Raw genomic sequence first — 26,534 nt, 5'->3', positions numbered from 1 at the left:
GATTTGCGCAGTATACTGCCCACTTTCGACGCATTCTGCGTCTCACCTTTGTCACACGCAAGCCCCAATAGCCCGGTGAACACCATGAAGTCTACCCGCCTGACGCCACGAATCAGTAAAGCAGAAGCTGTATTGATCCTGATCACCGTGATCTGGGGCGGGACGTTTCTGCTGGTGCAGCATGCACTGACGTCCAGTGGACCGTTGTTTTTCGTCGGGCTGCGGTTCGCTGCCGCCGCGAGCATCGTTGCCCTCTTTTCCCTGCGAATTCTACGCGACCTGACGCTGCTCGAGTTCAAGGCCGGGGTGTTCATCGGTGTGTCGATCATGCTCGGCTATGGCCTGCAAACCATCGGCCTGCAAACCATTCCCAGTAGCCAGTCTGCCTTTATCACCGCGTTGTATGTGCCTTTCGTACCGTTGTTGCAATGGCTGGTGCTGGGACGTCGTCCGGGTCTTATGCCAAGCCTGGGCATTGGCCTGGCCTTCGCCGGGTTGATGCTGCTGTCCGGGCCCAATGGCGCCTCGCTGAATTTCAGCCCCGGTGAAATAGCCACCGTGGTCAGCGCTGTGGCAATTGCCGGCGAAATTATTCTGATCGGCGCCTACGCTGGCAAAGTCGACGTGCGTCGAGTAACGGTAGTGCAACTGGCAACCGCCTCGGTATTGTCGTTTCTGATGGTCGTCCCGACCGGAGAGCCACTTCCACCGTTCTCATGGTTGCTGGTGATCAGCGCGGTGGGCCTCGGGGCCGCCAGCGCGGCGATTCAAGTCGCAATGAACTGGGCGCAGAAAACCGTTTCGCCGACCCGTGCCACCGTGATCTATGCCGGTGAGCCGGTATGGGCCGGAATTGCCGGGCGTCTGGCCGGTGAACGCTTACCCGCCATCGCCTTGCTCGGTGCGGCATTAATCGTTGCAGGGGTCATTGTCAGCGAACTTAAAGTGCGGGCCAAGGCGGCAGTGAAAGACGAAAAAGATCGAGGTGAGGTGTTGAGCGAGGCCGATTGAGCCCAGCAACACCGAGTGCCTTCATTCGCGAAAGCGACAGCCCCGTCACAATAAATCCCTCGTAAAACCGGGCCCCCAACTACCCTTGCCTTTAGCCTTTGTAGGATTCTGCCACAGCTTGCGAGTTGGTGATCTGGGACCTGACACGTATGATTCCAGATAATTCCCAGCAGATTAGAAACCTATGTCCCTGATAGTTCTACTGCTTTTGCCTTTTATCGGCAGCTGTCTCGCGGCCCTTTTGCCGCACAACGCGCGTAATACCGAGTCCATCCTCGCAGGTCTGGTGAGTCTGATAGGCGCGGTCCAGGTCGCCCTGTGGTACCCGCAGATCGCTGACGGCGGTGTGATTCGCCAGGAATTCTTCTGGTTACCAAGCCTGGGCCTGAATTTCGTTCTGCGAATGGATGGTTTTGCCTGGTTGTTTTCCATGCTGGTGTTGGGCATCGGTGCGCTGGTGTCATTGTATGCACGTTATTACATGTCACCCGACGACCCGGTACCGCGCTTTTTCGCCTTTTTCCTAGCGTTCATGGGTGCCATGCTGGGCCTGGTGATCTCCGGCAATCTGATCCAGATCGTATTTTTCTGGGAGCTGACCAGTCTTTTCTCCTTCTTGCTAATCGGCTACTGGCACCATCGCGCCGATGCCCGCCGAGGCGCCTACATGGCGCTGGTGGTCACCGGGGCTGGCGGCCTCGCCTTATTGGTGGGGGTCATGCTGCTCGGCCATGTGGTCGGCAGTTACGACCTGGACAAGGTACTGGCGGCGGGTGACGTAATTCGCGCCCACGCCCTGTACCCGGTGTTGCTGCCGTTGATACTGATTGGCGCCTTGAGCAAGAGCGCGCAGTTCCCTTTTCACTTCTGGCTGCCCCACGCCATGGCCGCCCCAACCCCGGTTTCGGCCTACCTGCACTCAGCGACCATGGTCAAGGCCGGGGTATTTTTACTGGCGCGTTTCTGGCCGGTATTGTCGGGCACTGAAGAATGGTTCTGGATCGTCGGCGGGGCCGGCGCCTGCACGTTGCTGTTGGGTGCCTACACAGCGATTTTCCAGACCGACCTCAAGGGCCTGCTGGCCTATTCGACCATCAGCCATCTGGGGCTGATCACCCTGCTACTTGGCCTGAACAGTCCATTGGCCGCCGTGGCGGCGGTGTTCCATATTCTCAATCACGCCACCTTCAAGGCCTCGCTGTTCATGGCCGCCGGGATCATCGACCATGAAAGCGGTACCCGCGATATTCGGCGGCTCAGCGGCCTGATCAAGATGATGCCGTATACCGCCACCCTGGCCATGGTCGCCAGTGCGTCAATGGCCGGGATTCCGCTGCTGAACGGCTTTCTTTCCAAGGAAATGTTCTTCGCCGAGACCGTGTTCATCTCTTCTACCGCGTGGGTCGAGATGGCTCTGCCTGTCATCGCGACCATTGCCGGGAGCTTCAGCGTCGTCTATGCGCTGCGCTTTACCGTGGATGTATTTTTCGGTCCGAAAGCCACCGACCTGCCCCATGCACCTCACGAACCGCCACGCTGGATGCGCGCACCGGTGGAGCTACTGGTGCTGGTCTGCCTGATCGTCGGCATCTTCCCCGCACAGTCCGTGGGCCCGCTGTTGGCCACTGCAGCACGGCCGGTCGTGGGGGGCACGCTGCCCGAATACAACCTGGCGATCTGGCATGGCTGGAATACGCCGATGATCATGAGCCTGCTGGCCATGGTCGGCGGAATCGTGCTGTACCTATTGTTGCGCCCGGCCTTCAAACAGGAGCGATTTACCGGTGCGCCCCTGGTCTCCCGCCTCAATGGCAAGCATCTGTTCGAGCGCAGCCTGGTATTGATGGTGCGTTGCGCACGGCGTTTCGCGCGAAAGATCAGCACCCGCCGCCTGCAGGCCCAGCTATTTCTGCTGGTCCTGGTCGCATTCGTTGGCGGACTGATTCCGCTCTACCACAGTGGCCTGACCTGGGGTGATAGACCAAAGATTCCAGGCTCAGCGGTGTTCGTAACGCTGTGGCTGATTGCGATTGCCTGCGCACTCGGCGCCGCGTGGCAGGCCAAATATCACCGTCTCGCGGCACTGACCATGGTCAGCGTCTGCGGATTGATGATCTGCATCACCTTCGTCTGGTTCTCTGCCCCGGACCTGGCTCTGACCCAGTTGGTGGTGGAGGTGGTCACCACCGTGCTGATTCTGCTGGGCCTGCGCTGGCTGCCACGACGCAACGAAAACGTCGCGCCACTGCCGAGCACCCTCAGCCAGGCTCGGGCACGTCGTCTGCGTGACTTGCTACTGGCGGTGATGGTCGGTGGCGGCATGGCGCTGCTGTCTTATGCGATGCTGACTCGGCCAACGCCCAATACGATTTCCTCGTTCTATCTCAGCCGCGCCCTCCCTCAAGGCGGCGGCAGCAACGTGGTGAACGTGATGCTGGTGGACTTCCGTGGCTTCGATACCTTGGGCGAAATCACTGTATTGGCGGCCGTCGCCCTGACGATATTTGCGCTACTGAGGCGCTTCCGCCCCCCTAAAGAAAGCATTCCGCTGCCCGCTCAGCAACGCTTGCTGGCGCGTGACGTGGTCACCGACCTGGTTAATCCGCGCAGCGCCAGTGACACCGCACTGGGCTTCATGATGGTGCCAGCGGTGTTGGTACGCTTGCTGTTGCCGATTGCCTTGGTGATTTCAATGTATCTGTTCATGCGCGGGCATAATCTGCCAGGCGGCGGATTCGTCGCTGGGCTGGTGATGTCCGTGGCCTTCATTCTTCAATACATGGTGGCGGGAACGCAGTGGGTCGAAGCGCAAATGAGCCTGCGTCCACTGCGCTGGATGGGCATCGGAATGTTGTTTGCGATGTTCACCGGGCTGGGTTCGATGGCACTCGGCTACCCGTTCATGACCACCCATACCGCGCACCTGCAGTTGCCGCTGCTGGGCGATATCCACTTCGCCAGTGCGCTGTTCTTCGATATCGGCGTGTACGCCGTGGTGGTCGGCTCGACGCTGCTGATCCTCACTGCTTTGGCTCACCAATCGGTGCGAAGCCATCGTCCGACCTCGCTGCCCAAGCCCATAGCAACGCAAGGAGCCGTCTGATGGAAGAAGTCATCGCAATCGCCATCGGTGTACTGGTTGCCTCGGGCGTCTGGCTGATCCTGCGACCTCGAACCTTTCAAGTGGTGATGGGGCTGTGCTTGCTGTCCTACGGGGTCAACCTGTTCATCTTCAGCATGGGCAGCCTGTTTATTGGCAAGGAACCGATCATCAAGGACGGAGTGCCGCAAGACTTGCTCAATTACACCGACCCCCTGCCGCAAGCCCTGGTCTTGACGGCGATTGTCATCAGCTTCGCCATGACCGCTCTGTTTCTGGTACTGCTACTGGCCTCGCGGGGCCTGACCGGCACCGACCATGTGGATGGTCGGGAGCCTAAAGAATGACGTTGATGAATCAACTGATCGTCGCCCCCATTCTGCTCCCCCTGCTGACCGCCGCCCTGATGTTGATGCTCGGCGAAAAGCATCGTCCGTTGAAAGCCCGAATCAACCTGCTCTCCACCTTACTTGGGCTGGCGATCTCGATCAGTTTATTGATATGGGTCCAGCAGGCAGGTACCACGGGCTCTATCGGCGTATACCTGCCGGGTAACTGGGAAGCGCCCTTTGGCATCGTGCTGGTGGTCGATCATCTTTCCGCGCTGATGCTGGTGCTGACCGGGATCATCGGTGTCTGTGCGCTGCTCTTCGCCCTGGCCCGCTGGGACCGGGCCGGCGCCAGCTTTCACGCCTTGTTCCAGATCCAGCTGTTGGGCCTTTACGGGGCCTTCCTGACCGCTGACCTGTTCAACCTGTTCGTATTCTTCGAAGTGCTGTTGGCCGCGTCTTATGGCCTGATGCTCCACGGTTCGGGACGCGCACGGGTCTCAGCGGGCCTGCATTACATCACCATCAACCTGGTGGCCTCGTCGTTGTTCCTGATTGGAGCGGCACTGATTTATGGCGTGACCGGCACCTTGAATATGGCCGATCTGGCAATAAAGATCCCGTTAGTGCCCGAATCCGATCGCGGCCTGTTGCATGCTGGCGCCGCGATTCTTGCCACGGCGTTCCTCGCCAAGGCAGGCATGTGGCCGCTGAATTTCTGGCTGGTGCCGGCCTACTCGGCAGCCAGCGCCCCTGTGGCAGCGATGTTCGCGATCATGACCAAAGTCGGTGTCTATACCCTGTTGCGGCTCTGGACCCTGCTATTCTCGGGGCAAGCAGGCGCCTCAGCTTTTTTTGGCGGCGACTGGCTGATCTACGGCGGCATGGCGACGATTTTCACGGCAGCCGTAACGATTCTGGCCGCGCAACGCCTAGAACGCCTGGGCAGTCTGAGCATTCTGGTGTCGGCAGGTATCCTGCTGTCGGCCATCGGCTTTGCCCAACCCAGCCTGACCGCTGGCGCACTGTTCTATCTGGTCAGCTCGACCCTGACTCTCAGCGCCCTGTTTCTGCTGGCCGAACTGATAGAGCGCTCGCGCTCAGAGAACGAAATCCCCCTCTTTGAAGACGCGGAGCGGCCTCGTCCGCTGGAATCGTTGCAGCCACTGCCGGGTATAAACCTCGACGAGGAACAGAAAGCCGTGGTGGGTCAGGTGATCCCGAGGACCATGGCCTTCCTTGGGCTGAGCTTCATCGCTTGCGCCTTATTGATCATTGGCATGCCGCCTCTGTCCGGCTTTATTGGCAAGCTGACGTTGCTCAGCGCTTTGCTCAATCCACTCGGGCTGGATGTGGCCAAGGACGAATCGATTTCAGGTGCCAGTTGGGTCCTGATCAGCCTGTTGATCTTCTCCGGACTGGCCTCGCTGATCGCCTTTTCTCGCGTCGGCATTCAGCGTTTCTGGGCTCCGAGGGAGCGACCTTCGCCTAAGCTGCGCCGCAATGAGTGCCTGCCCATCCTGATCCTGTTGGGTTTGTGCATTGCGCTCACGTTCAAAGCCGAGCCGCTGCTGCGCTACACCCAGGACACTGCGGCGGCCCTGCATGATCCGCAGCAATACGTGCTGTCAGTCATGGCCACCCGCCCACTGCCCGGCCCGACCACGGCTGCTGCCCAGCAGGTGCAGCCATGAAGCGCCTGTTCCCTGCCCCGTTGCTATCGCTGGCGCTCTGGTTGCTCTGGCTGGTACTGAACCTGTCTCTCAGCCCCGGCAATCTGTTGCTCGGCGCATTGCTTGGGGTTGTCGCCCCCTTGCTGATGAAGCCGTTGCGCCCTCTGCCGGTACGGATTCGCAGGCCTGGCGTGATGCTGAAATTGTTCCTGCGGGTGGGATGCGACGTGGTGTCATCGAACATTGCCGTGAGCTGGACGGTGTGGAACGCTAAACGACGACCACCCCGCTCAGCGTTCGTCAAAGTGCCGCTTGACCTGCGTGATGCCAATGGCCTGGCGGCCCTGTCGATGATCACCACGGTCATTCCGGGCACGGTGTGGTCCGAACTGGCCCTGGACCGTAGCGTGTTGCTGATGCATGTGTTCGATCTGAACGATGAGGCGCAGTTCATCGAACACTTCAAGCACTGTTACGAACGCCCGCTGATGGAGATTTTCCAATGAGTGCCCTGCTCTCCAACGCCATTTTGCTCAGCCTGTTCATCTTTGTGATGGCGATGGTGCTGACCTTTATTAGGCTGTTCAAGGGCCCGTCTGCGCAGGATCGGGTCCTCGCTCTGGACTACCTGTACATCATTGCCATGTTGATGATGCTGGTGCTGGGCATCCGCTACGCCAGCGACATGTACTTCGAGGCCGCGCTGTTGATTGCGCTGTTCGGCTTCGTCGCCTCCTTCGCGCTGGCGAAGTTCCTGCTGCGCGGCGAGGTGATCGAGTGAATTCGCTCAGCGTGCTGCCATTCTGGGTCGAGATCATCACTGCGGCGCTATTAGTCGCCAGCAGCCTGTTCGCCCTGACCGGCGCTCTCGGTCTGCTGCGCATGAAAGATTTCTTTCAGCGAATGCACCCACCCGCACTAGCGTCCACCTTGGGCGCATGGTGTGTAGCGCTGGCGTCGATCATCTATTTTTCGGCGCTGAAATCCGAACCGGTGATTCACGCCTGGTTGATCCCGGTACTGCTGTCTATCACTGTGCCGGTCACGACCCTGTTGCTGGCCCGCACCGGACTGTTCCGCAAACGCATGGCGGGGGATGACGTACCGCCAGAGGTCAGTGGCGATCGCAACGAAGGTGATCCGGGCGGTAACTGATGGGCGGCATTTCAGCTATGCCGCCTCATTTCAAGCTGGCGCTGACCTTGGTCGCAATGTCTTCGGGCAGCCAGGCCTTCCAGACATCCGGGTGTTCCTTGAGGAACACTTGGGTAACATCCCGTGGGGCCAGGTGTTTTTCGCTCATGTCCGCCAACGCCTTGTTCAGCGGACCCATTGGCAGATCAACCTTCTCGAAGAACGCTACCGGTTGCGGATAGTGCCGCTTAAACGGTCTGGAAACCCCGATGCTCAGCGTAGACCGAAGAACGTCGGCTGCGGATTGAGATTTTTCGCATCGGTCAGGGTTTCCCAAGCGGATGCATCAAAGGCCGGCTCCTGAAGTTGAATCAATTTGTAGCGGCCCAACAGCGGCGTCGGCGACCAGTAATAGAACAATACCGGCCGGACTCGTTTCATGGACGAGGAGATTTCGGCATCCCGTGCTGCGCCCGACCCGCTTTGAAAATTCACATAGCTTTTCTCGAGCCCATACGCCTTGAGCTTCTAGCCGTTGACCACGCCAGAAGTCCAACCCATTGGGCTGTTCAAAATTCGCCCTTTGCCCGGTAACTCGGGGGCTTTGAACACATCTTTGTACCGAGGCAAATCCGACACACTACGCAGCTAGGGCGCCATCGGCTTGATACCGCGCTCAGCGTCGCCCGTGATGACGTATTCGGTTCCCATGGTTTCAAAATACTCTGTCAGCAGATCGGCGCAGAGGTTCCTTTTCGACGGAGCCCGGCTTCGAGGGGTTGCCTTATACGGTGCACACTCGTTCATTCGCGAGCAAAACGCAGCGTCTTGTTCTCGTATTATTCACTGGCCTTGAATGTCAGCTCACCCTTGCGCCATTTCGCGGCTTTGCCGGTAACGGCTTTCAGGGTCTTGCTCAACGTACCTTGCAACTGCTCGTTGGCGGCAAAGACCGTAACCACGGCACGGCCTTCCTTGAACACAATACCGTGGCCATCAGGCGTATTAACGTAGGCGTAATCACCCAGACCATAGACGGTCAACTTGATATCTCGAAACTTCAGTTCTAACTTACCGCCTTCACGGCTGGGCAATACTGCCGCACGAAAGTGATCGCCTACTTTGAGTTCCAGACGCTGCTTGTCGTCTACCACCAACGCGGTTTCGGTATCAATTTCAGCGATGTAGATGCCTTCGGCGGTTTGCTCGGTGACATAGACAAAACGGGATTGGAATTGCTTGACTAGCTTGGCACGAAGATCGCCAAGCACGAATAATGCGTGCATATCCAGATTACTTACTGCCAATGACGAGTCCTCTAACTTGAAAATTATCTTGCCCGACAACGTTCGAGCACCACACAAAACGGGTTGGATATAGCTATTTTCCGCCCCTGTTCGTCGCACAAAAAATATTGACTGACCTTGATCCAGTCTCCCTGACGTTTCGAGAAAGATTGTCAACTTGGAGCCCAGGCGTCTGCCAACAACCCGGCACAGAATATTAATGGATAACCGACTCGGCGTCTCGCCACCTGGGCGTCCAGCCTTGCAGGAAATCGCGCTTTCGGTTGCCAGAGAATAGCAGGCAACGTATTCAGGAATAAAAATACGATTCTACCGGTTAGCCCCCCCTACAGGGTATATACCTTTCGTCCGGCGACGACGCGGAGAGCAGAAATCCACTCGTTAACGTCCGACTCCCGATAACCTGTCATTCGTCATCGTGAGAACTAAACCCCGCCTGTCCACCTCAACAACTGCCATACTCGCCAACATCAAAAAAACAGACGATACGCCTGCGTGCCGTAGCGTAGTCACTCGTCATCCATGGGAAGGTAATAGTGATTGAATTTGATATTGGCGAGTTCTTCATCTGGGGCGAAGCCAAAGAAGTCGACGGCGAGTTCCAGGCTGTAATCGTGATGCGCGCCAAAGAAGCAAAAAACGCAATCAGCTACCACCAAGTCGAAAAAGACCGGTGGTTTAAAACAGCAGATGTTGCTGCGACTGCCGCAAAAGACGCTGCCAAAGCCTTGAAAGAAGCGGTCGATGCGGGTGCTTTGAGCCTCTAGCTCACTGCAGTCGGGAGGGCCAGTACTCGCCGGTTACCTTTGCTGGCCATCGGCGCTCAGGATCGAGTGTAAAAAGAATCTGTCACTGCCCGCTTATCCCGTCGAACTCTTGCCGAGCGCGGGCCTCAGATACGTTGCCACCGCTTTATTAACGGCTTCCACCACTGCACGGGTTTTTCCCGTCAAGGAGATCACATGGAATTGACTACGCCTACGCTGGCCACCCTCTTCGAACAACTGGGCCTTGAGTCCGACCCGGCCAGTATCGATGCATTCGTCTCCAGCCACTTTCTGCCAGAAAACATCAAGCTCTCCGAGGCCGAATTCTGGACACCGCAACAGGCGCGATTCCTGAAAGAAGAATTGCGCGAAGACGCCGAATGGTCGCTCGTTGTAGATGAACTCAATGAGCGGCTGCATTTGACCAAGTAGCACCCATACCGCATCCACACCATGATCAGGCCGCTATCGACAATTGAGCGGCCCATGCCGCGCGGCACTCTTCTGCTTCGCTGCGGGAGGAAAAAGCGGTTCCGCGCCGCTCCCCATTGAGCAGCACCACCCAACAAACGCGACGCCCCTGAGCACGCATTGAAGGCGGAACCCCTGTACCTATCATCACGGCGACATCGACTTTGCTGTGCATGAGCATTCTCCCCGGATTTAACAAGCAACCTAACGATGTCGCCATCATAGAGACTTGCCCCGCCGGGAAAAAGCTATCGCCCGCATAGCTTCGTTACATAACCGGTAACAAAATCCCAGCACGGACCCTTCGCCCAGCGCCCTCGCTGATACCTCATCGGGGATAACCGGGCTGACTGACGTGGGGGTGATGAACACGCCCGCCAGGCTGTGGTGCATGGACGAAAACAGCGCCACTCAGACTGCCACCACTACCGACTGCGGCGTTCCAGTGAGCGGAGCGATGGATATAGCGCTGACGCAACATGCGCCGTTCACTTTCATCGAGCGTGTCGGGGCCGCCCTTGGCGTAGGCAATCAGCTTTTGCGCAACCACTTGCAACTCGGGTACAAGCCTCAACTCGGGGGTGTCAGGTATCGGCCCCAGAGGCACCCCTTCGGCACAGGCCAGCGCGTGCATCACGCGTAAATAGACCCTGGAAAGATGACCGAATACGCGACGTTCCAGACTCACAGCGGCCAGGATCGTTTTAACGCCGACCTTGTTACTGCCTGCGCCGGGATAGCTTTCACAACACTCGACGCGCAACGAAGCGCCTACATCCAGAGGATCGAGCCATTGACTGGCATCAATCGCCTGCAGATCCAAATCGCTTTCCAGCCAGGCACCGCTGGCGTGGCAGTGCGTATCGAGGCTTACGATGCTTCGGCGCGGCCGGGTCAGAAATAGCTTTTCCCGCACCTGCGGATGATAGCCACCGCCAACGTCCGAGTGCGCCCCAGGCACCACGACCTCCTTCGACCAATCCGGGGCAACGCTGTTCAAGGCGAAGTTACGCCGCAACTCGTCGCCGGCGACCAGGTGCAACACCTGCTGTGCCGACCCGGGAGGCAGGTAGAGATTGACCCCACGGTTCGCGGCGTCCCGCACATTACCCCAATCTTCGATACTACCTATGGCCGCGACGGTGTCGAACAAGCCGATCACTTTCAATTTCACGCTTGCGTTATGCCAGGCGAAATCTTCACTCCATGGGATTTGCCTCTGATCGAGTAAGGGGCCAAGGGCGCCTTTTGCCTGCTTCAATACTTCATTGGCAAAGTGCCGGGCGGCTGCGGCACCGCGACTGAAGCCGAAAAGATCGAGTTCCAGCCCATCGATAACGCACCCTGGGTTCTCGGCCTTGAAAGCGTCAAGGACGGCACCAAGCTTTTTAACGCCCTTGGCAACCTTGGCGATGACACCCGTGCTGCCACGCCCGAAACTTTGGCCCGCCCATACTGAATCGCACTTACCGGACGTTGTGCCGATACCGCTTATATAAATCGGCCAGCACGCAGCCCCTCCATTCTTCGTCGCGCTTACCTTGAACTGCTGACAATACAGTTCATACAACCTGGCCACATTACTTAAATCATTGCTGTAACTACTGGCAGGCTGGGTATGGCGCCCCGCGCACTCTCTAATGTGTGAGTTATTTATCACGACCTGCGCACGGCAACGAGCCGCGATGTAGCTATTGACCCGATTGTTGCCTGTCCCGTCGAAAAATAGACCGATACGCAGCGTAACACGGTGCATTTCCGGGGCAGCGCTGGCCGCAGCCTGCTGGGTTGTCTCTATCCCGCTCATGGTATTTTCGCCCTGTATGGCACAACTGGAAGCCAGCCTGCTTAAATCAATAAATACTTCTGATTTAAAACAGCTTGCTCAGCCATACACAGACGTCAAGGCACTCAGGACGATTTCAGAATCGTCCCACACACCACAGAGAAGTTAGAGAGTCTATTAACTAATAAGTCTTACAACGAAGACTAATAGAGCCCATTAAGCGACATAAACGACTGCATTCACTTGAATGAAACCATCAAAGACCCGTCATCAACGGCAGACGTATTTCGAAGGCGATTCCTGGCCTTTGGGAGGTGGAATCGCCGGAGTACTCGGAAAGGTTTTACCCGCGTTTGGGTTGCGGTAGACCTTCGGGTTTGTAGCCCAGGCGCAGGCCACCCCAATGGCGCCCCTTGACCATGATCGGCACTGACAGGTCGTGCATCAGTTCGCCGGTATCGCGGGTGTAAGTTTGCAGCAGTACCGGCTGTTGATGGCTGCCACAACGAATACCCGTGCGGTCATCGAACTTGCGCTTGGTGCGGTTCTGCACCGTGTCGAGCTTGATGTCGCCGGTCAACGGCTGACTGAAGACCTTGTTATGCGTCGGCACGTAGCCTTGCTGCGTACAGGCAATGGCGAAGACCAGGCCCTCATGGCTCGGCAAGATCGGCTCCAGGATCGACGGCAGCACCTGATCGGTGTAACGATCAAATCGCGTCTGGAACTTGCTCGGCGACGTCTTGGGAATCAATTGATAACTGCGATCGAACAGGTCCTCGAGGCTGATGCGGTTCTGCTCGATATCCGCTTCGAATTGCGCAGAAATCTGGCGGGCACCTTCGCGGGCAAGGTCATAGATACGCTGGTGATAATCGTCCAGCCCTACCTGGGCCAGGCGCTCACTGATGCTCTCTGCCTGCCCCTCCATCTGCACCGCGGCGCTGGCCAGTTGTCGAGTCTGCTCATCACTGATCGCCAAATCACTGCGCATTTGCTCGACCGCGGTAAACAAACCGCTCAGCTGCTCCTGATTGTTCTGTGCACCCGCAGCAATCCCGTTGACTTGCGCTTCTACCCCGGCCGCCAGGCGAGCGATGTTTTCCAAATGCTTGCCGGTGTGTTCGACCTGCTCCACGCCGCTGTCCAGATCAGTGGACAGCTGTCGGATTTGCTCCACCACTTGTCCGGTGCGCTGCTGAATATCAGCCACCATCTGCCCGACTTCCTCGGTGGCACTGGCGGTGCGACCGGCCAGACCGCGCACCTCGTCAGCGACCACGGCAAAGCCACGCCCGTGCTCGCCGGCACGGGCAGCTTCGATGGCAGCATTGAGCGCCAGCAGGTTGGTCTGACTGGCAATCGACTGAATAACCAGAGTGACACGCTGAATTTCTTCGCTGCGCTGGCTGAGGGCTTCAATCAGTTCACGGCTGCCAATGGCACGTTTGCTCAGTTGGTGCATGCGGGTGATGGATTCCGCCAGTACGGTGCGCCCGGCATCACTGCTCTGTCTGGCCTCGCTGGCCGCCGTGAGCGCTTGCTGGCTGAGCTGGGAGGTCGCCTGCTCGGTAGTGATCATCACATCGGCGCTGCTGACGATCTGCTCAGCGGCATCGAGCTGCGACTGAATCCTGGCCGCCAACTGGCGTACGGAAAAGGCCACGCCTGCCGCAGAGAGCGCGTTATGGCTGGTGGTGCGGGACAAGTCGCGGGTCAATTGGGCGATATCAGTGCCGCTGTTCTGAGCCACGACCGAAGTAGGCTCACGGGTCAGCAAGCGCGGCAGCCAGATCAGTAATACTGCCACTGGCAAGCACACGTAGACCGACAAACCGCTGAAGGCCATCGCCAGCAACAACAGGCACAGCGCCAGACTCTGCAATAACGGTGCGAGCCAGCGTGTTTTTTTGAGGGGGGTCAGTTCAGGGGACTGAGCCTGCGACGCAAGCGTCCCTACGAGAAATCCGTCTCCAGCCATGCTTATCACCCACCTGTACTTATCGTTATTTGTCTGCATTAAACGCCAGACAACAACCATTAGCCATGAGTCGTTAGTGCTAGATCGACAGGTAATATTGAACGGATGAAGACGTGCTCAGACGGATAGAACAACAGGCGCAACTCTACCGGGGCATTTGAATGCCCCTATAAAGCAAACGCCAGAATCGATCAGGCCTGACGTTGGTGCTTGTCGATTTGCTCGTGACGTTCTTGAGCTTCGATGCAGTACTTAGTGGTAGGGCTAATCAGCAGGCGCTTGAGGCCAATCGCCTCGCCGCTGTCTTCGCACCAGCCAAAGCTGTCGTTGCCAATTCGTTCAAGGGCCATTTCCAGCTGCGGAAGCATGCGCTGATCACGATCGATCACGTTGACCAACCAGTGACGCTCTTCTTCGACCGACGCCGCATCAGCAGGATCGGAAGGCGTGTCCAGGCTTTCGATAGCAATACGACTCTGCTCGATTCGCGCGTGGATCTCGACTTTCATGCCTTGCAGCAGCTCGACGAAGAAAGCATGCTGCTCGGCATTCATGTAGTCATCGGCCGGCATCGCCAGCAACTTGTCCTTTGTCATTGATTTCTCTATAAAAAATACGTGCATTAAGGCGAATTAAGGAGCGGTTCAGCGTTGCCGAAAAAGCGCCATCGTCTCCAAGGGCCACCTGACACTCAATTTATGAGGGGCGGCAGTCTAAGGCCGGCGTGTTGACTCAGCAACATAATTGACGCGGATTTGCTCAACTAGTCGCGTAAGGCAACAGAAAAGGGCCCAGAAGGGCCCGTTCGTCGGCGAAAGCACTGTACCTGACACACCACTGCGCCCCGTTCGCCAGTACTGACTCAGCGCTTTATTTTGCGTTTGTTGCGGTATTGGTCGATCACCACGGCGACCACGATGATCATTCCCTTGATGATGTCTTGGATGTAAGCGTCGACGCCGACGAACGTGAATCCGCTGGCCATGACCCCCAGGATCAAGGCACCGATCACGGTCCCGGTGATGCGCCCCACGCCACCGGCCAGGCTGGTGCCGCCGATCACCGCAGCAGCGATTGCGTCCAGCTCGTAAGACATGCCCATACCGGCCTGCCCCGTTGCCGCACGCGCCGAAGCCACCACCCCCGCCAGCCCAGCCAACAAGCCCGCGATGCTGTAGACGATGATCAAGTGCCGTTTGACGTTGATCCCCGACGTTCGCGCCGCCTGCATGTTGCCGCCGATAGCGTAGGTATATTTGCCGTATTTGGTATAGCGCAGGGCGATGTGGAAAATCACCGCGACTACCAGGAAAATGATGACCGGCATCGCCCCCTGACCGATGGAGGTGTACGGATCTGACAGCATGCTCACCGGCTGGCCTGACGTGTAGAAGCGCGCCACACCGCGAGCCGACACCATCATGCCCAGGGTCGCAATGAACGGCGGAATCCCGCTGAGGGCAATGATACTGCCGTTGATCGCCCCAGCCAGCAGCCCCACCCCCAGACCCGCTATCACCGGGATCCACACCGGCAAATCGGTGAGCGATGGAAACACGGCTCGGGCAAAGTCCGAGGTTTGCGCCAGACTGGCGGCGATCATTGCCGACAGCGCCAGAACCGAACCCGAGGACAAATCGATACCAGTGGTAATGATGACCTGAGTCACGCCGATGGCCAGCAAGCCAATGATCGACACTTGCAGGATCATCAACACCAGACGCTGAGAGTTAAAGAGAAAACTCTGATCGCGAACGATCCAGCCAAACACCTCAAAGACCAGGCCGATACCGATCAGCACCAGAAAAATGCTCAATTCGGTGGGCAAGCGCCGCTTCGATTTGACCGCCGCTACGGTGGGTTTATTGTCCAGAATCGCGTTCATTGCGGTTAATCCTCATGTTCTGCTGTGTGCTGACCGGCCCGCTAGTGAACAGAATGGCCAGAGGCGAGGTGCATCACTCGCTCCTGGGTCGCCTCGCTGCGGTCGAGTACGCCCATCATCTCGCCCTCATGCATGACCATGACCCGGTCACTCATACCCAGAACTTCGGGCAACTCCGAGGAAATCATGATCACCGCCATGCCTTCGCTGGCCAGATAGGAAATCAATCGATAGATCTCCACCTTGGCGCCGACATCGATGCCACGGGTCGGCTCATCAAGGATCAGCACCCGTGGATTGGTCATCAGCCAGCGTGCAAGCAGGGCCTTTTGCTGGTTGCCACCCGATAAGGTGTCGATGCACTGCTCCAGCGACGGAGTTTTCACCCGCAGTTTCTTGCACATGTCTTCGCACAAGGTGCGCAGGGCTTTTTGCTGGATAAACCCCCCGCCGGCATAGTGCGGCAACACCGCCATTTCCATGTTTTCCAGCACTGACAGACAGGGGAACAGGCCGCTGAGCTTGCGATCCTCGGTCAACAGGCCGAAGCCTTTTTCGATGGCCAGGTGCGGATCACTGATACGTACGCTGACCCCGTCAAGCTGAATATCACCACCGTCACTGGGGGTAATACCAAAAATGGTTTCTGCGATATTGGTCCGCCCGGACCCCATCAGCCCGGCGATTCCCATAATTTCGCCCGCGTGCAGATCAAACGAAACACCCTGGAATACCCCATCCAGACGCAGATCGCGCACTGACATCAGCAGGTCGCCAATCGGTTTTTCACGTACCGGAAACAACTGGGTCAGTTCACGACCGACCATCATGGAAATCAGGCTGTCACCATCCATGCTGTCAGCACGCTGCAGGCCGATATAGGCGCCATCGCGAAACACCGCCACTTCATCGGCAATGCTGAAGACCTCGTTCATTTTATGGGTGATATAGATGATGCCCTTACCCTGCGCCTTGAGGTCGGCAATGATCGAGAACAGGTGGGCGACTTCCTTGTCGGTAATAGCCGACGTCGGCTCGTCCATTATCAGAATGTCGGAGTCGTAGGACACCGCCTTGGCGATCTCCACCATCTGCCTCTCGGCGATGCACAGATTGCCCACCAACTCCTCCGGATCGAGGTTGATGCGCAAACGCTCTAGCAATACGGCGGTACAGCGGAACATCTCCCGGTGATCGATCATGCGCAGGCCATTGAGCTGCTCACGGCCGATCCAGATGTTTTCGGCGATGCTCATGTGCGGCATCAAGTTGAGTTCCTGATGGATCATCGCGATCCCGGCCTGCAACGCGGCCAGCGGTGTGTCGAAACTGACGGGGTTGCCACGCAGGCGCAGCTCGCCGTCGTCGGGCTGGTAGATCCCGGCGATGATCTTCATCAAGGTGGATTTACCGGCTCCGTTCTCGCCCATCAACGCCAACACCGAACCGGGGCGCACACGCAGTTGCACATTGGACAGGGCCAACACGCCGGGGAAGCTTTTGCTGACGTTGATGATTTCCAACAGATAGGGCACATCGGCAGTATCGGTCGCAGCAGCGCCAGCCGATCGATCGGTCCTGGCGGTACTCGAAGCAGTAGCTGAAGCGAACATGTGACAGGCTCCTCAAGCGACATTATTATTTTTGGGAAGAAGAAAAAGAGCTGCTATTTGAACGAATCGACATTTTCCGGGGTGATCAAGCGATAGGGTACCCAGACAGCGTGTTCCACGGGTTCGTGCCTGGCCATTTTCACCGCGGTGTCGATCGAGCCATCGGCCTGGCCCTTGGCATCCTGGAACACCGACATGGTCAGCGTCCCTTTCTTCACCGCGTGCAAGCCATCAGGCGCGCCGTCGATACCTGCGATCAAGACCGAACCCTGTTCAACGCCAGCCTGTTTGAGTGCCATGGAAGCGCCAATCGCCATTTCGTCATTGTTGGCGACAACCGCATCGAACTTTTTGCCCTGAGTAATCCAGTCGTTGGTCAGGTCCATGCCCTTCTGGCGCAGCCACGTGCCGGTCTGCTCTTGGGTAATTTTGATGTCCGGGTAGTTGGCGAGCACTTCTTTAACGCCTTTGGTGCGGTTCTGAGTAGAGTTGTTCGCCAGATCCCCCAGCAGGATCACAATATTGCCTTTGCCCCCCATCTTGTCGGCCAGGTACTGCATCTGCATCTGACCGGCCTCTTGGTCATTGGAGGCAACCGTGACCACGCCCTTGGGCAGGTTCAGATCATCGGGTCTGCGGTTGACATAAACCAGCGGGATACCGGCCTTGACCGCGGCGGCGGTAATTTTTTGGGTGGCGGCGGTGTCCACCGGGTTGACCACAATCGCGTCGACTTTTTGGCTGATGAAGTTCTCGACCTGACTCAACTGCTTGACCACATCGCTGCGGGCGTCTTCGAATTGCAAGTTGACGCCGCCTGGCATGGACCTGGCTTTCTTGTCCATTGACTCGCGCAAGTAGGTTAGCCAGGTATCGTCGAACTGCGACATGCTCACGCCAATTTTCAGATCGGCCAAAGCGGCCCCGCTACTGAGCATCAGCGCCAAGGCAAGAGAGGTGAAGCGAATCCTGGTCTTCATGATCGGTCTGTCTCCAACTGTTGCTTTTGTTTTATGGATAACCTGGAAACGACTCTATTGGAAAATAATTTCTATATCAATTAATTTTAGAATATTTTTCTATTTTTATTTTAACTGCAGAAGTAACCGGACTATCAAACCGATAGATCCACCACCCTCCCCTGTTCAGCACTTAAACGGGCTGCATCCAGCACTACTGCCGACGCCACCGCATCACGCGGATCGACCGGGTTTGCCCCCCTGCCCCCAACTGCGTCCTGTAGCTGGCGATAAAACGCGTCCCAGCAACCGCGCTCGGAGGGGATGCGCTCGCGCTGCTCGCCTTGCTCGAACCACCCCCAGCGTCGATGCTCCTCGACGCCCCAGCTGTCGCCTTCACTTTTGGGTGACAGACCGGCCAGCAAGGCCGCTTCCTGCCCGTCCAGACCTTCGACGCTGTAACAGCCTGCTGATCCACTGACCCGGAAGCGCGGCCCAGGGCAGTTCTGCAAACAGCTGCCCCACAGGTGCGAAACCACACCACTGGCATGGGTTAGAGAAACAAAAAAAGCATGATCGAGCGGTGTGTCCCGGGTGGCGAAATCCAGCTCGGCATAGACCCGTGATACCGGCCCAAACAACAACAGCGCCTGGTCCACCAGATGGCTACCCAGATCACGCAGCATCCCACCACCACTCACCTTGCCCACCGATTTAGGCGAGTAACGTTCGACCCTGGATTCGAATCGGCTGATTTCGCCCAACACGCCGTTGTCGATCAGTTTGCGCACCGTAAGGAAGTCGGAATCCCAACGTCGGTTCTGATAAACGCTAAGCAACACGCCTTTCTCCTCGGCGGCCAGGACCAATTCGCAAGCCTGCGTGGCATCGCTGACAAAGGGTTTGTCGCTGACCACCGCCACGCCCAGTTCAATAGCCTCAAGGATCAGCGCCTTGCGCGATGCCAATGGCGTGGAAATCACCACGGCATCGACCCCCGCGGAGACCAGATCGGCGAGGCTGTCGAACGCCACCACTTTTGGGTGATCCTGCGTCAGTTCCCGACGACGCCCTGGCGAACGGGTAACCACGCCGACAAACGTCGCACCGGGCAAACTGGCGATCAAAGGCGCGTGAAAATAGCGCCCACCCTTGCCATATCCCACTAATCCAATGCGCATCGGGCACTCCTGTTGTCTGGTGTTTCAAATTCAAATTTCTGGGGGTTTGTACCAACGTCTTCGCGGATAAGACTGCGCGTCCCGATTGCTCCTACAGAAGATTGAATTTCCTTCCGTGCGTGCCGATTCATTCGCGAAAGCCTTCTATCAGGCATAAAAAGCAGGGCGCTCCGGCAAGCTCACCGGGACGATAGCACCGCTGCTCTGCGCTTCGATGCACGCATCAGCGGTGACCGCCGCCGCATAGCCATCCCAAGCTGACGGCCCCCCGACCTGGCCTGCCTGTACGCCATCGATAAACGCCTGCAATTCGACGTCATAGGCGGCGATGAAGCGGTCCTTCCAGTCCATCAAGATCGAGGTGGAGAGCTTCGCCCCGCTACGCAGTTGCACTTGCGAAGGCTCCGGCAATCGGGCGATCCCGGTTTCACCCACGACTTCGCACTGGATGTCATAACCGTATTGGCAATTAACGAACACTTCGACATCAATGCGTGTGCCTTTGGCGGTTTCCAGCAGAACGATCTGCGGGTCCTTAAGGTGAGCGAAGGCCTTGCCAGACTTGCGTGGGAACACCACCTGCACTGACACATAGTCATCATTGAGCAACCAGCGCAGCACGTCGATCTCATGGATCAAGGTGTCGGTGATTGCCATGTCCGTCTTGTAATTCTCGCCGACAGTCGGGTTGCGGTGAGCACAGTGCAGCATCAAGGGTTCGCCGATCTGGCCACTGTCGATCACTGCTTTGAGGGCGCGATAGCCTTCATCGTAAGGGCGCATGAAGCCAACCTGAACCAGTCGTTTGCCGTGGGCGATTTCGGCCTCGACGATCCGCCGACAGCCCTCAGCGGTCACCGCCAGTGGCTTCTCGCAGAATACCGGCTTGCCAGCGGCAATCGCTGCCAGCACAAACGCTTCATGGCTCGGCCCCCAGGAGGTGACCAGCACCGCTTCGACTTCCGGCGACTGGATCAGTGTGTGCCCGTCGGCATATACCTCGGCAGTCAGGTTCAGGTCGCGGGCGACCTTGGCGGCCTGTTCCAGATTGATATCGGTCAGGGCCACGACCTGACTGCCCAGCAGGGTCTGGCTGCAGCGCCGGATATGGTCCTGGCCGATTGCCCCGGTGCCGATTACGCCTAATTTCAATGCCATGTCAGTACTCTCTTGGATGTGTTTCAGGTCGCTGGAGGGGTTCTCAGTATTTGCGGGCTTTCGCCAACTCTTTATTCAGCTTTTCGAAGACCTGGGCCGTCGAGCCTTTGGTCGACACTTCGGCCACCCCCACCCGCCACCAGGACAGGTATTTGTGGATCATGGTCTTGGGCAGGACCTTGATATCAATCAGCGTCGACACGGTTTGTTTCTGCGCATCGATCAGTGCCGCTTCCAGCTCAGAAAGGGTATTCACCTTGTAGGTCTTGCAGCCGTAGGCCGCAGCGCTCATGGCGAAATCCACAGGCACGAATTCGCCATCGAGCTTGCCGGTTTCCGGGTTACGGAAACGGAATTCGGTGCCAAAGCTGTCCATCCCGTGTTCCATTTGCAGGTTGTTGATGCAGCCGAAGGTCATATTGTCGAGCAGGATGACGTTGACCTTGCGTCGCTCCTGAATCGACGTGGCCAGCTCGGAGTGCAGCATCATGTAAGAGCCGTCGCCGACCAGTGCATAGACCTCTCGCTGGGGCTCGGCCAGCTTGACCCCCAACGCGGCATTGACCTCGTAGCCCATGCACGAATAGCCGTATTCGACGTGGTAGGTGTTAACCCCGGTGCTGCGCCACGCCCGTTGCAGATCCCCTGGCAAACTGCCCGCCGCAGCAACGATCACCGCGTCGCTGGGCAGGTTCTGATTCAGCACGCCCAGCACCCGACTTTGGGTCAGGCAAGACCCGGTCAGCTCGATAAATTCGCGCAACACCGCAGGGTCGAGATGGTCGTTGATTTCCGGGACGAAATCTTGAGTCTGGTATTCGACCGCGTAGAGACGGTTCACTTCGGCCTCCAACTGCGCCCGCGCCTGTTGTGGCTGGTCACCCCAGGCCGAGCGATAGCCGCTTTGTTCCAGCGCTTCGGTCAGCGCCTCCAGTGCCACTTTGGCGTCGGCCAGCACCTGCACCCCATCCAGTTTCTGCGCATCAAACGCACTGACGTTGAGGTTGAGGAACTGCACCTCGGGATTCTGGAACAACCATTTGGATGCGGTGGTGAAATCGCTGTAACGGGTGCCCACGCCGATGATCACGTCAGCCTCCTTGGCCAACAGGTTGGCGGCCAACGAACCGGTCTCGCCCAAGCCACCGAGGTTCAGCCTATGCGCCGAGACGATGGCGCTTTTGCCGGCCTGGGTTTCGGCGAACGGAATATCAAAGCGTTCGGCAAACGCCTGCAACGCCTCGGCCGCACCGGAGTAACGCACCCCGCCGCCGCACACCAGCAACGGTTTACGTTTGCCTTTGAGCAACGCCAATGCATCGCCGAGCATGGCATCGCTGGCCGGGCGACGGTCGATGCGGTGCACACGCTTTTGCAGGAAGCTGTCAGGGTAGTCATAGGCTTCGGCCTGTACATCCTGAGGCAGCGCGAGGGTGACGGCGCCGGTTTCAGCAGGATCAGTCAGCACGCGCATAGCATTGAGCGCCGCGCTCATCAATTGCTCGGGACGGTTGATCCGGTCCCAATATTTGCTCACTGCCTTGAACGCATCATTGGTGCTGATGCTCAGATCGTGAAACTGCTCAATCTGTTGCAGCACCGGGTCTGGCTGACGGCTGGCGTAGACATCGCCCGGCAACAGCAGCAGCGGGATGCGATTGGCGGTAGCCGTGGCGGCCGCAGTCAGCATGTTCGCTGCCCCCGGCCCCACCGATGACGAACACGCGTAGATCTTGCGCCGCAGGTTCTGTTTGGCGAAACCAATGGCTGCGTGGCACATGCCCTGTTCATTGCGGCCCTGATGGACGATCAACTGGCCGCTATCCTGCTCTAACGCCTGGCCGATGCCCAGCACATTGCCGTGCCCAAAGATGGTGAAAATCCCGGCGACGAATTTACTCTGAACCCCGTCGACTTCGACGTACTGGTTATCAAGAAACTTCACCAGCGCCTGGGCCATGGTTAAACGTGTGGTCTTCATGCTTGATTCCCTCGCGATCTACTGTGGGAGCAGGCTTGCCTGCGATGAGGTCAGCACAATCACCGCTGCAAGTAAGCCATGCTCGCCGAGACCGCCTGCTGGATGTCGGTCAGTTCATGCACGCTGTTGGCGAACGGTTCGAAGGACAAATGCCCGGCATAACCGTCTCCGAGCAAACGCTCGATCTGGGCGGCGTTGCCGAGAATGTCCGCCTCGCCGACCAGCACCCGATGCCCGTCACGAATGCTCGCCAGCGGCACTGCGTCATCTTCGACCCCTGAGATGTGCACCAGTCCGGTCAAGTCGGCAAAAAATTCTTGTTCACCCGCCAGATGGTGGTGAAAGGTGTCGTGTACCAGACGAAACACATCCAGCCCGCCGACCGCCTTGATCGCATCCACCGCTTGACGCTTGCGGCGCAACGAACACTCTTCAAAACCCAGCGGTTCGACGAACCCAAGAATGCCGTACTCGCGCAGGATCGGCGCCAGTGCGCTCAACGCCGTGCGCAAACCCGCAGCGCGCTCAGCAGCGTTGCGCTGATCGGCGCGGTCGTTCGACGGGCAGAGCACCACTGCTTCGGCCCCACACTCACGGGCATAGGCCGCCAGCTTCAGTGCCTGGGCACGGCGTTGGTCATTCCACACATCGAAGGGGTAAAGGGCATTGATCGACAACACGCGAATACCCTGTGCGGCGCACAGATCGCGGACGGTCTGTGGAGCAGTTCCGTCCTCGATCTCGATGCCTTTAAGGTCATTGCGAATTTCAATGGCATCGGCTTTCAAGGTCACTGCCAGCGCAACGAAATCCGCCAGTGACAAGCGTGGGGCAACCATACGGTTCAAGGCAAAACGCAGGGGATGGTTCATTGTTCTTGTTCTCCAAAATGTCCACGCGCACACGATTTATTTAGCGGTCGGCATACTGAATTCGGGGCCGTTGGCGATGCTGTCGGGCCAGCGCTGCATTACGCTTTTGTAGCGGCTATAGAAACGCATGCCTTCTTCGCCATAGGCGTGGTGATCGCCGAACAGCGAGCGCTTCCAGCCGCCAAACGAATGCCAGGCCATGGGCACGGGGATAGGCACATTGATACCGACCATGCCAACCTTGATCGTGCGGGCGAATGCGCGAGCAATGCCGCCGTCACGGGTGAAGCACGACACGCCGTTGCCAAATTCATGGGCATTGATCAGCGCCACCGCGCTGGCGAAATCTGCTACGCGGACGATGCCGAGCACCGGACCGAAAATTTCTTCTTTATAGATGCTCATTTCAGGCGTGACGTTATCGAACAGTGTGGCGCCGACAAAAAAGCCCTGTTCGGCGCCCGGCACCGTGAAGTGGCGTCCATCGACGAGCAGTTGCGCGCCCTGCGCCACACCCTGATCAATGAAGTCCTCGACCTTGGCCTTGTGCACGTCGGTCACCAGCGGGCCCATGTCGATGTCGCTCTGCATGCCGTTGCCGACCTTGAGCTGATCAATACGTGGCAGCAGCTTTTCAATCAGACGATCACCCACATCACCCACCGCCACCGCAATGGAAATCGCCATGCAGCGCTCGCCCGCCGAACCGTAAGCCGCGCCGATCAGTGCGTCGGCCGCTTGGTCCAGGTCGGCGTCAGGCATAACGATCATGTGGTTCTTGGCCCCGCCCAAGGCTTGTACACGCTTGCCCCGGGAAGTCCCTTGTTGGTAGATGTACTCGGCAATCGGCGTCGAGCCGACGAAAGAAATCGCCTCGATGTCCGGGTGTTGCAGCAAGCCGTCAACCGCCACCTTGTCGCCCTGCACCACGTTGAACACACCATCAGGCAGACCCGCTTCGGTGAGCAATCGCGCCATCAACAGGCTGGCCGACGGATCGCGTTCGGAAGGTTTTAGAATGAAAGCGTTGCCGGTAACCAGCGCCATGGGAATCATCCACAGCGGCACCATCACCGGAAAGTTGAACGGTGTGACCCCGGCACAAACGCCGAGTGGCTGACGCAGGTTCCAGTTGTCGATGCCGCCACCGATGTTGTCACTGAAGTCGGTTTTCAACAGGCTCGGCGCACCGCAGGCGAACTCGACGATTTCGATCCCGCGCGTCACTTCGCCCTTGGCGTCGGAGAACACCTTGCCATGTTCGCGGCTAATGATTTCCGCCAGCTCGTCGTGGTGCTGATCGAGCAGCTCCTTGAACTTGAACATCACCCGCGCACGGCGCAGGGACGACTGATCGGCCCAGGCCGGGAACGCCGCCAGCGCAGCAGCGACGGCCTCGTCTACGGTTTTCAAGGTTGCCAGCGCGACCCGTGCCTGCACGCTGCCGGTCGCCGGATTGAACACGTTGCTGTAGCGCTCGCTGGCGCCTTCTTGCACCTTGCCATTGATGTAATGGCCGATAACCGGGGACTCGCTCATGCCGCTGCTCCTCGCACTCAATTCAAACACTAAAAAAACAGAATCAAAGATCCAGCAGCCAGCTGTGCTGGGGATCGTTATGAAATTGCCAGGCGCGCTTCGGCCCGGCCATTACGTTCAGGTAATAGGACTCGTAGCCATACGGCACACTGACCGGGTGATAGCCCTTGGGCACGGTCACCAGATCGTTGTTTTCCACGGCCATCGACTGATCAAGGCTGCGATCATCGGTGTACACGCGCTGGAACACGAAACCCTGAGGTGGGTTGATCTGGTGGTAATAGGTTTCTTCCAGAAAACTTTCGTGCGGCAGGTCGTCCTGATCGTGTTTGTGCGGTGGATAACTCGACGAATGCCCGGACGGTGTGCGCACTTCCACCACCAGCAATGAATGCGCTGGCTCAGTATCGGGAAGGATGTCGCAGACATAACGGGTATTGGCCGCCTTGCCCCGCGTGCTGCGTTTCATGCTGCCGGGAGTGATCAAGCGCGCAGACAGATTTTTCGTGACATCGCCAGGGGCTGCGCAGACCGCGACCTGCACAGCGCTGAGCGCGGTTATTTGGGCTTGGCTATGGGGCGGCAGGTACACCGCGAACGGCGATTTATCTTCGAAGACCGACTTGCGATCTCCGATGTTTTCCCACTGAAAACCACCCTGCCCCGGCGCCTCACCCTTGATGCTAACCCGCCCGCTGAGCAGGACCAGACACAGTTCTTTGTCCCCGGCACTGACTGGCAGACTTTCGCCGACCGTCAGACGATAGGCGGCGAAGCCCACGTACTCCAAAACTCCAGCACCGAGTTCGACCAGGGTGCGGCCTTCAGGCTTGCTTTTGACCAACAGGCTCATTGTCCGGCGCTCCTTTTCTGAGCATGGGTCAGCAGACCGCGCAACGTTTCGTAGCCTTTTTTTGCGTAGGCGTAACTCGGCGCGACAGCCGGATCCTGCTCCGCCTCGACCACCAGCCAGCCGCTGTAGTCCGCAGCCAACAGCACGTCGAGCAACGCTGCGAAGTCGATATCGCCATCCCCCGGCACGGTGAATGTGCCGTTGATGATGCAGTCGGGGAAGCTCCACAGGTTGTTGCGCGCCAGTTGCACGACCGGCTTGCGCACGTCCTTGAAGTGCACATGGCAGATGCGCTGGAGGTGTGTTGTCAGCACCTGCAACGGCTCGCCTCCGCCCATATAGCAATGACCCGAATCGAACAACAGCCCGACTTCATTGCCGGTCAAGGCCATCAATTTATCGATGTCCTGCGGCGATTCGACGTAGGCACCCATGTGGTGGTGATAGGCCAGGCGTACACCTTGGGACAGGGTGAAACGTGCCAACTCGGTGAGTTTGTCGGCGTATTCCTGCCAGGCCTGATCGCTGTGAAAGCGCGGCCGTTCAACCAGCGGGATGCGCTGGCCTTGAATCGAGTCGGCGACCTCGCCGTACACTAAAACGTTGGCGCCGTTTTCGGCGAGCAACTGAACATGACCGGCAATGGCCTCGATTTCCTCCGCAACAGAACGTCGGGCCAGACGGCTGGAATACCAACCGGACACCAGTGCCAGATCGTAAGGACGCAGTACATCGCCGACACCCTTGGCGTCCTTGGGGAACTTGCCGTTGAGTTCGAAGCCTTCGTAGCCGATCTCCTTGCCTTCGCTGAGGGCCGTGCTTAAAGGTGTTTCGCCACCGAGGGCTGGCAGGTCATCGTTGCTCCAGGAGATCGGGTTGATGCCAATCCGGATCGCTGAAGGGCCGGTGGGAGAGAGCGCGGAAACGGGCATGG

General features: G+C 58.1%; 24 protein-coding genes and 1 pseudogene. 9 read left to right on the top strand and 16 right to left on the bottom strand.

Annotated features, from left to right (window positions below; all coding sequences use genetic code 11):
• Window positions 1-84 precede the first annotated feature (84 nt).
• The 7 genes from QN399_RS08845 to QN399_RS08815 all read left to right on the top strand — a co-directional run bounded on the left by QN399_RS08845 (window position 85) and on the right by QN399_RS08815 (window position 7,268).
• Complete coding sequence (locus tag QN399_RS08845) at window positions 85-1,011, top strand: DMT family transporter (protein WP_330200840.1); 927 nt, start codon at window positions 85-87, stop codon at window positions 1,009-1,011.
• A 184-nt stretch (window positions 1,012-1,195) separates the two neighbouring features.
• Complete coding sequence (locus QN399_RS08840) at window positions 1,196-4,114, top strand: monovalent cation/H+ antiporter subunit A (RefSeq protein ID WP_330200839.1); 2,919 nt, start codon at window positions 1,196-1,198, stop codon at window positions 4,112-4,114.
• Window positions 4,114-4,458 carry a Na+/H+ antiporter subunit C gene (locus QN399_RS08835; RefSeq protein WP_219061377.1) on the top strand — a complete coding sequence of 115 codons (345 nt, stop codon included), beginning with the start codon at window positions 4,114-4,116 and terminating at the stop codon, window positions 4,456-4,458. The genes QN399_RS08840 and QN399_RS08835 overlap by 1 nt, the downstream gene beginning before the upstream one ends.
• Window positions 4,455-6,134 carry a monovalent cation/H+ antiporter subunit D gene (locus QN399_RS08830; RefSeq protein WP_322217123.1) on the top strand — a complete coding sequence of 560 codons (1,680 nt, stop codon included), beginning with the start codon at window positions 4,455-4,457 and terminating at the stop codon, window positions 6,132-6,134. Before QN399_RS08835 ends, QN399_RS08830 begins: the two co-directional genes overlap by 4 nt.
• Window positions 6,131-6,619 (top strand): Na+/H+ antiporter subunit E, encoded by a 489-nt coding sequence (locus tag QN399_RS08825; RefSeq protein WP_330200838.1) that lies wholly within the window; start codon window positions 6,131-6,133, stop codon window positions 6,617-6,619. The genes QN399_RS08830 and QN399_RS08825 overlap by 4 nt, the downstream gene beginning before the upstream one ends.
• Window positions 6,616-6,894, top strand: a complete 279-nt coding sequence (locus QN399_RS08820; protein WP_322178345.1) for a K+/H+ antiporter subunit F — start codon at window positions 6,616-6,618, stop codon at window positions 6,892-6,894. Before QN399_RS08825 ends, QN399_RS08820 begins: the two co-directional genes overlap by 4 nt.
• Window positions 6,891-7,268 (top strand): Na+/H+ antiporter subunit G, encoded by a 378-nt coding sequence (locus tag QN399_RS08815; RefSeq protein ID WP_322178344.1) that lies wholly within the window; start codon window positions 6,891-6,893, stop codon window positions 7,266-7,268. The genes QN399_RS08820 and QN399_RS08815 overlap by 4 nt, the downstream gene beginning before the upstream one ends.
• 25 nt (window positions 7,269-7,293) lie before the next feature.
• On the opposite strand, the pseudogene QN399_RS08810 reads toward QN399_RS08815, so the two are convergent.
• Window positions 7,294-7,949 (bottom strand): annotated as a pseudogene (locus QN399_RS08810) (glycine betaine ABC transporter substrate-binding protein); the annotation flags it as partial.
• Between the two features lie 137 nt (window positions 7,950-8,086).
• On the bottom strand, window positions 8,087-8,554 hold the full coding sequence (locus tag QN399_RS08805; RefSeq protein WP_322178343.1) for a hypothetical protein: 468 nt from the start codon (window positions 8,552-8,554) through the stop codon (window positions 8,087-8,089).
• Window positions 8,555-9,090: 536 nt separating this feature from the next.
• Between QN399_RS08805 and QN399_RS08800 the strand changes: the two genes are divergently transcribed.
• Window positions 9,091-9,321: a hypothetical protein gene (locus QN399_RS08800; RefSeq protein WP_322178342.1), complete on the top strand. Its 231-nt coding sequence runs from the start codon at window positions 9,091-9,093 to the stop codon at window positions 9,319-9,321.
• 195 nt (window positions 9,322-9,516) lie between these two features.
• Window positions 9,517-9,753 carry a DUF2789 domain-containing protein gene (locus QN399_RS08795; RefSeq protein WP_322178341.1) on the top strand — a complete coding sequence of 79 codons (237 nt, stop codon included), beginning with the start codon at window positions 9,517-9,519 and terminating at the stop codon, window positions 9,751-9,753.
• A 25-nt stretch (window positions 9,754-9,778) separates the two neighbouring features.
• Here QN399_RS08795 and QN399_RS08790 read toward each other — a convergent pair whose 3' ends face one another.
• From QN399_RS08790 to iolE, 14 genes are all read right to left on the bottom strand, one after another.
• Window positions 9,779-9,967 carry a hypothetical protein gene (locus QN399_RS08790; RefSeq protein WP_322178340.1) on the bottom strand — a complete coding sequence of 63 codons (189 nt, stop codon included), beginning with the start codon at window positions 9,965-9,967 and terminating at the stop codon, window positions 9,779-9,781.
• A gap of 153 nt (window positions 9,968-10,120) precedes the next feature.
• The gene (locus QN399_RS08785; protein ID WP_322217127.1) at window positions 10,121-11,599 is read right to left on the bottom strand and encodes a DUF2235 domain-containing protein; all 1,479 of its coding nucleotides are present in this window, start codon (window positions 11,597-11,599) and stop codon (window positions 10,121-10,123) included.
• A gap of 322 nt (window positions 11,600-11,921) precedes the next feature.
• Entirely contained in the window at window positions 11,922-13,559 is a 1,638-nt protein-coding gene (locus QN399_RS08780) for a methyl-accepting chemotaxis protein (RefSeq protein WP_322178338.1), read from the bottom strand.
• Window positions 13,560-13,750: 191 nt separating this feature from the next.
• Window positions 13,751-14,155 (bottom strand): TraR/DksA C4-type zinc finger protein, encoded by a 405-nt coding sequence (locus QN399_RS08775; RefSeq protein WP_219061387.1) that lies wholly within the window; start codon window positions 14,153-14,155, stop codon window positions 13,751-13,753.
• A 266-nt stretch (window positions 14,156-14,421) separates the two neighbouring features.
• Window positions 14,422-15,444, bottom strand: a complete 1,023-nt coding sequence (locus QN399_RS08770) for an ABC transporter permease (RefSeq protein WP_322178337.1) — start codon at window positions 15,442-15,444, stop codon at window positions 14,422-14,424.
• Between the two features lie 41 nt (window positions 15,445-15,485).
• Window positions 15,486-17,057, bottom strand: coding sequence for a sugar ABC transporter ATP-binding protein (locus tag QN399_RS08765; RefSeq protein WP_330200837.1), 1,572 nt, complete (start codon window positions 17,055-17,057; stop codon window positions 15,486-15,488).
• Window positions 17,058-17,110: 53 nt separating this feature from the next.
• The gene (locus tag QN399_RS08760) at window positions 17,111-18,037 is read right to left on the bottom strand and encodes a sugar ABC transporter substrate-binding protein (protein WP_322178335.1); all 927 of its coding nucleotides are present in this window, start codon (window positions 18,035-18,037) and stop codon (window positions 17,111-17,113) included.
• 134 nt (window positions 18,038-18,171) lie between these two features.
• Window positions 18,172-19,197 carry a Gfo/Idh/MocA family oxidoreductase gene (locus tag QN399_RS08755; RefSeq protein ID WP_330200836.1) on the bottom strand — a complete coding sequence of 342 codons (1,026 nt, stop codon included), beginning with the start codon at window positions 19,195-19,197 and terminating at the stop codon, window positions 18,172-18,174.
• A gap of 147 nt (window positions 19,198-19,344) precedes the next feature.
• On the bottom strand, window positions 19,345-20,355 hold the full coding sequence (locus tag QN399_RS08750) for a Gfo/Idh/MocA family oxidoreductase (protein ID WP_322178333.1): 1,011 nt from the start codon (window positions 20,353-20,355) through the stop codon (window positions 19,345-19,347).
• Between the two features lie 43 nt (window positions 20,356-20,398).
• Window positions 20,399-22,336: a 3D-(3,5/4)-trihydroxycyclohexane-1,2-dione acylhydrolase (decyclizing) gene (iolD, locus tag QN399_RS08745; protein WP_322178332.1), complete on the bottom strand. Its 1,938-nt coding sequence runs from the start codon at window positions 22,334-22,336 to the stop codon at window positions 20,399-20,401.
• Between the two features lie 59 nt (window positions 22,337-22,395).
• Window positions 22,396-23,208, bottom strand: a complete 813-nt coding sequence (locus QN399_RS08740; RefSeq protein WP_322217136.1) for a TIM barrel protein — start codon at window positions 23,206-23,208, stop codon at window positions 22,396-22,398.
• 36 nt (window positions 23,209-23,244) lie between these two features.
• Window positions 23,245-24,747, bottom strand: a complete 1,503-nt coding sequence (locus QN399_RS08735) for a CoA-acylating methylmalonate-semialdehyde dehydrogenase (RefSeq protein WP_330200835.1) — start codon at window positions 24,745-24,747, stop codon at window positions 23,245-23,247.
• Between the two features lie 43 nt (window positions 24,748-24,790).
• Complete coding sequence (gene iolB / locus QN399_RS08730) at window positions 24,791-25,600, bottom strand: 5-deoxy-glucuronate isomerase (protein WP_322178329.1); 810 nt, start codon at window positions 25,598-25,600, stop codon at window positions 24,791-24,793.
• Window positions 25,597-26,532 (bottom strand): myo-inosose-2 dehydratase, encoded by a 936-nt coding sequence (gene iolE, locus QN399_RS08725; RefSeq protein ID WP_322178328.1) that lies wholly within the window; start codon window positions 26,530-26,532, stop codon window positions 25,597-25,599. The genes iolB and iolE overlap by 4 nt, the downstream gene beginning before the upstream one ends.
• Window positions 26,533-26,534: the final 2 nt, after the last annotated feature.

This window comes from Pseudomonas sp. 10C3 (genome assembly GCF_036346185.1).
Lineage (GTDB): Bacteria > Pseudomonadota > Gammaproteobacteria > Pseudomonadales > Pseudomonadaceae > Aquipseudomonas.
The sequence above is the reverse complement of the archived record's forward strand: the minus strand, read 5'-3'. Positions and strand labels throughout refer to the sequence as shown.